This is a genomic window from Xanthomonas arboricola pv. guizotiae, assembly GCF_002940205.1.
Lineage (GTDB): Bacteria > Pseudomonadota > Gammaproteobacteria > Xanthomonadales > Xanthomonadaceae > Xanthomonas > Xanthomonas arboricola_C.
In genome coordinates, this window is record NZ_MDSK01000073.1 from 1 (window position 1) to 5,011 (window position 5,011).

At 55.1% G+C, this 5,011-nt stretch carries 7 protein-coding genes and 1 pseudogene; 3 read left to right on the forward strand and 5 right to left on the reverse strand.

From position 1 onward, the window contains the following. Window positions 1-118: 118 nt before the first annotated feature. Window positions 119-298 (reverse strand): hypothetical protein, encoded by a 180-nt coding sequence (locus XarbCFBP7408_RS22895; protein WP_219820291.1) that lies wholly within the window; start codon window positions 296-298, stop codon window positions 119-121. 270 nt (window positions 299-568) lie between these two features. Here XarbCFBP7408_RS22895 and XarbCFBP7408_RS23335 point away from each other — a divergent pair, with 270 nt between their 5' ends. Next, window positions 569-874: a MobA/MobL family protein gene (locus tag XarbCFBP7408_RS23335; protein ID WP_258072291.1), complete on the forward strand. Its 306-nt coding sequence runs from the start codon at window positions 569-571 to the stop codon at window positions 872-874. 165 nt (window positions 875-1,039) lie between these two features. Here XarbCFBP7408_RS23335 and XarbCFBP7408_RS23340 read toward each other — a convergent pair whose 3' ends face one another. From XarbCFBP7408_RS23340 to XarbCFBP7408_RS21590, 4 genes are all read right to left on the reverse strand, one after another. Next, window positions 1,040-1,300 carry a hypothetical protein gene (locus XarbCFBP7408_RS23340; protein ID WP_258072292.1) on the reverse strand — a complete coding sequence of 87 codons (261 nt, stop codon included), beginning with the start codon at window positions 1,298-1,300 and terminating at the stop codon, window positions 1,040-1,042. An 85-nt stretch (window positions 1,301-1,385) separates the two neighbouring features. Beyond that, complete coding sequence (locus tag XarbCFBP7408_RS22900) at window positions 1,386-1,595, reverse strand: hypothetical protein (RefSeq protein ID WP_033836172.1); 210 nt, start codon at window positions 1,593-1,595, stop codon at window positions 1,386-1,388. A gap of 88 nt (window positions 1,596-1,683) precedes the next feature. Next, entirely contained in the window at window positions 1,684-2,076 is a 393-nt protein-coding gene (locus XarbCFBP7408_RS21585) for a hypothetical protein (protein WP_104564657.1), read from the reverse strand. Between the two features lie 39 nt (window positions 2,077-2,115). Beyond that, complete coding sequence (locus XarbCFBP7408_RS21590) at window positions 2,116-2,427, reverse strand: hypothetical protein (protein WP_104564658.1); 312 nt, start codon at window positions 2,425-2,427, stop codon at window positions 2,116-2,118. Window positions 2,428-2,601: 174 nt separating this feature from the next. Between XarbCFBP7408_RS21590 and XarbCFBP7408_RS21595 the strand changes: the two genes are divergently transcribed. After that, window positions 2,602-2,955: a helix-turn-helix domain-containing protein gene (locus XarbCFBP7408_RS21595; protein ID WP_181107104.1), complete on the forward strand. Its 354-nt coding sequence runs from the start codon at window positions 2,602-2,604 to the stop codon at window positions 2,953-2,955. A 263-nt stretch (window positions 2,956-3,218) separates the two neighbouring features. Further along, window positions 3,219-4,923, forward strand: a pseudogene (locus tag XarbCFBP7408_RS21605) (type IV secretory system conjugative DNA transfer family protein). The last annotated feature ends 88 nt before the right edge of the window (window positions 4,924-5,011 follow it).

The window sequence follows — 5,011 nt, forward strand, 5'->3', positions numbered from 1 at the left end:
CAAAGCGCACTAGGGATCTCGTTGCGACGTGTCATGCCGGCAATGTTGTCGCCGACTCAACAGAATTCAAGGGTTTTGTTAGCCGCTCTTAGCTGACGAGTCAGCTTGGATGCGAATTTTAATCTACACAGCTTTGGCTAGCCTTGTATTGGTCGTTGGCATGAAAAGTCTTGGGATTTTGGCGTGAGCGATATTGCTCGATACCTTCGCCAATCACGCCTCCGTAGATAAAAAATGCAGTGGCTATAATAATGATGGAGGGAAGATCGAGTCTTAATTTCATTGAAATTTTCTGCATGGAAGATGTTGATGTATTATCATGTCTGCCCTATTAGTCAATATTTTTTGCTTACAAAGTGATTTTTGGTTTATAAGTTATTGCTTAGGTTTATATTAAGTCTGGTTTTTTTAAGGGGTTGCTCCGCATCTCTGGGTATGTCTGCGGTGGATGATGGCTTGGTTTGATTCCATCAATAGGCAACGAAAATCAGCAAAAGAATAGTGATCCCAAAGGCCTTGCGCTTCTCAAAATCTAGAGGAAGTGTTTCTCCAACATTAGGAGAAACGCATGGCCATTTACCACACCCGCATCAAGACTTACAGCCGATCGAAAGGACACTCTGCGATCGCAGCTGCCGCCTATCGCGGCGGCTATCTGCTCACCGATCCCAAGTCAGGTGCTCGCCACGACTACCGGGGTAGGGCAGGCATCATCCAATCGCGTTGCTTGGCACCACTTGGTTCGCCAGCATGGGCCGATGACCCGCAAGCACTTTGGACCGCTGCAGAAGCGGCAGAGCGACGCTGCAACAGCACTGTGTGCCGAGACTTCGCCATCGCGCTGCCGCACGAGCTTGATGACCCAAAGCGCTAGGACCTTACCCTGGATATCGCACATTGCCTGATTAAGCGCTTTGGCTTTGCCCTGCAAGCGAGTCACCATCGCCCGACCAAAGACGATCCTCGCTACTTCTATGCGCATCTACTCGCTACGACTAGACGGATGGAAGCATCGGGACTGACGGCGAAAACGCGTGTATTAGACGGGCGCATCAATGGCCTGGCTGAGATCCAGTGGATCCGCGCCATGATCGCTGATCGGATCAATGCACACCTTGCCGAGGCCGGCATCGGTAAGGCGGTTGAGCATCGAAGCTTGAAGGAACGCTTGGAAGCGATGCGAGGCAACGGGATCTTTGTCCAAGGACAAGCACACTTCGAGCAGCTTCTTTCCCGCTACCGCCAAGAGGGGCGACTGTTGAGCGTGCCGGATGGCCACACGGCGGAACAGGCCCAGCAAGAGCGCCCTGGGCCAGGCATGGACACTTCTACTGATGAGACTTCGGTGGCGAAGATGCCTGTCATGCCGGCATCCGTTGGCAGACTCAGTTCAAATAGGGACGACGAAGCTCTGTCAACAATGCAAGCAGATCGAAGCGGCCATCAAGATACGCATTGAGGGCGTCGGTCATGTGCTGATCAATGCCAAAGCCAGCCGCATGCTGTTGGGCAATCCAGCCTTCAACATGGGTCTGGCGGAGTTGATGCTCTTGATGGTCGAGGAGCGTGGCGAAGGAGTGCACGGCAGAAGGCATAATGACGAATCCAGTGTTGAGGTTCTTCGATTCGTAGCAGAGAAGTCTTCGCCGTCAAGCCCAGTCGCCTAGCCCAATGGTCGCTCGGTTAGAGCTTCAATTTTTCGTTGACCGCCTGACTGACCAACTCATACCACTTGTTCATCTCGGTCTCGTTGCCGAACTTGATCGTCCACACGGGATGATCGACGTCGCGAACATTGAGCGTTAGCGTGCCTTCGCGATTGTAGTTGTGCCAGTGCTTTTCCCAGGACCGTACATCGCTCAGTGCATATGCCTTGATGCGACTTCCCGCCTTGAACTTGATCATGGCGCGTGCCGTCGACACGGCAATGCGCGTGTTCTTGTAGCCATAAAACCGCTGGAAGTCATGGTCAAAGGTTGCGTTGTCACTACGCGTTTTCAACGCTTTGGAAAGCGCAAGAAAGATCGCTGTGCAGCCCGCGAAAAAGACCAAGAGAAGAAAAGTGCCGACCGTCATTTGAGTTCCTTGTGAAAAGATGGATATAGGAACGAGCGTTTAATGGACGCGGCCGGTGATCTTCCATTTCCCGCCGATCTCAGTGAACGTGTAGACGCCATCCATCTGACTGCCGAAATCCTGTCCGAGTGCTTCCACCTTGGCGCTGACATCGCACGTGTAGCTCGGCGCGCCCTCAGCCTTGACGAACTTGCCGCTCTCGAAATCCTCGATCTTGGCCTTGTCATTGCTGTTGTCTTGAACGTAGAGCAAGAACGCGCTCTGACGATCGTCCTGGGACGGGCCACTACCCGAGCAAGCCACCAGAGAGACGATCAACGTGCCGATGACGGCAAAGCGAGCTTTGGACATAAGAATCCCCTGATAAGCGAGAGCAAACGGATTGGCACAGATGCGTGGCCGTGTAAGGCCGGCATGGCCGCCTCTGGCATTGGCCCCATTGCAGTTGACAGCGTGCCGGGGCAACGTCAGTATGCGTTCAACGAATTTTTGCAAGGCGCGTAACTCACGTTCATCCTTGTAGGGATGAGCACCCCCCAACCTGACATCCTGTCGTTGTTCGCTGCGCGACTTAAAGCGCGCCGCCTAGCAATTGGCCTTGTGCAACAGGACTTGGGTGTAGCTCTTGGACTGGAGAGTCGCATCGCTCAGGCTCGCATCAGCCGCTACGAAACGGGCACGCATGTCCCAGATCTCAAGACTGCCTTGGATCTGGCCAATGCACTTGGTGTGTCCCTCAGTTCCCTGGTCGCCGAGTCTGATCGACTTGGTCAGATCATCGAGCTGGTGCGCCAGCTGCCCGAGGGTCAGCAGGAAGAGCTTGTGAAACAACTGTCGGCGCTTGCCGCATCGTCTCCTTCGAAGTCCGAAAAAGAGTAGGCCGAACAACCTAGGCGAGGGGCAAGCCCTCACTCGGGGAGAAGCGAAGGACGTCGCAAAATTGCGGCTCAGCCCAGCACAGCAATCAGCCTAGCCCATAGTGCGGAGGGCCTTACTGCTGTCTTGGCATGCGTGCAGATCAGACAATTCCTACACAGATGCCAATGCGCGTCCGATCTGAGCGGGTGGTGTGATCCTGTAATCTTGCGAGCGGACGGTCGTTTTCAAACAAGCCAGGGATCACAGATGGAAGGCAGCGCTCAATGACCGGCAGGACCAAGCTCAGCGTCGCCACCGTTCTCTTGCTTCTTGCCCTCCTTGCAGGGGTCTACCTCTCCGGTCAGTTGATCCTGATGCTGTTGAAAGTGGCCGGTCCCCTCAGCGTCGACACCTACTGGTCTTACGTCAAAGCGCTCGACCTTCCCCAGTTCGCTCCCTATGCCACCAAGATCAAGCTGGCTGGCGCTATTGGCTTCGGTGTGCCGCTCCTGGCCTGGATCGCACTGCTGATCCCGCTGTTCAAGCCCAAAGCAACCGCCTTGCATGGCGACGCACGCTTTGCCTCCGGCAGTGATCTGGCCAAGAAGGACATGCTCAAACCGTCGCCAACTGGCATTGTGGTCGGCAAGCATGGCGGCAAGCTGGTGCGCTTGCCCGGTCAACAGTTTGTGATCCTGGCCGCGCCCACGCGCCCACGCGCCCACGCGCTCGGGTAAGGGCGTGGGCATCGTCATTCCCAATCTGCTCGACTACCAAGGCTCAGTGGTGGTTCTGGACATCAAGCAGGAGAACTTTGATCTGACCTCGGGTTGGCGCAAGAGCCAGGGCCAGGAGGTCTTTCTGTTCAACCCTTTTGCCGAAGACGGGCGCACCCACCGTTGGAATCCACTGAGCTACATCTCACCCGATCCCGCTTTTCGCGTGTCGGATCTGATGAGTGTTGCGGCCATGCTCTACCCAGATGGGTCGGATGCCCAGAAGTTCTGGGTGAGCCAGGCCCGCAACGCCTTCATGGCGTTTACGCTCTATTTGTTCGATAGCCTCGATGATCAGATCAAGCGCAAGCACCCGAAAGATACCTGGATGTTCCCAACCCTTGGGATGCTTTATCGCGTGTCGTCTGGGGACGGAAGCGACTTGAAGGGCTATCTCAAAAAGCTCTCGCAGCGCGACTTCTTGGGTCGCGATGCCAAGATGGCCTTCGACAATTTGCTCTCGCAAGCCGAAGAGACCTTCGCCTCGATCATGGGCACGTTCAAAGAGCCGCTCAACCAGTTCATCAATCCGATCCTGGATGCGGCCACCAGCGGCAATGACTTCTTGCTGACTGATGTGCGCAAGAAGAAGCTGAGCATCTACATCGGCATCCAGCCGAACAAGCTTGCCGAAAGCCGCTTGTTGATCAACCTGCTGTTTAGTCAGCTCATCAACCTCAACACCAAAGAGTTGCCGCAGAACAACCCAGCGCTCAAACACCAGTGCTTGCTACTCATGGACGAATTCACGTCCATCGGCCGGGTCGACATCATTGCAAGCGCGGTGAGCTACATGGCAGGCTACAACATCCGCTTGCTGCCGATCATCCAGAGCATGGCGCAGTTAGACGCGACTTATGGCAAGGATGTCTCGCGCACCATCATCACCAACCATGCCTTGCAAATCGTCTACGCCCCACGGGAGCAGCAAGACGCCAACGACTACTCGGACATGCTCGGCTACACCACGGTGCGCAAGAAGAACAAGTCGCACACCAGTGGCAAGCAAAACAGCGTGTCCTACTCCGAGACCGAGCAGCGCCGCGCCTTGATGCTGCCGCAAGAGTTGAAGGCGATGGGCTTTGACAAGGAAGTCTTCCTCTATGAAGGCATCCCAAGCCCGGTGCTCTGCGAGAAGATCAAGTATTACGAAGACGCGTATTTCACCAAGCGGCTGTTGCCAAAGGTGAGCGTCCAGACCCTGAAAATTTAGAGCGGCTAACAAAACCCAGGAAGAAGGCGTAAGCAGATGATGGAGGATGCGAGCGAAAGCAACGCCAAGTGGAGATCGATGCGACGTT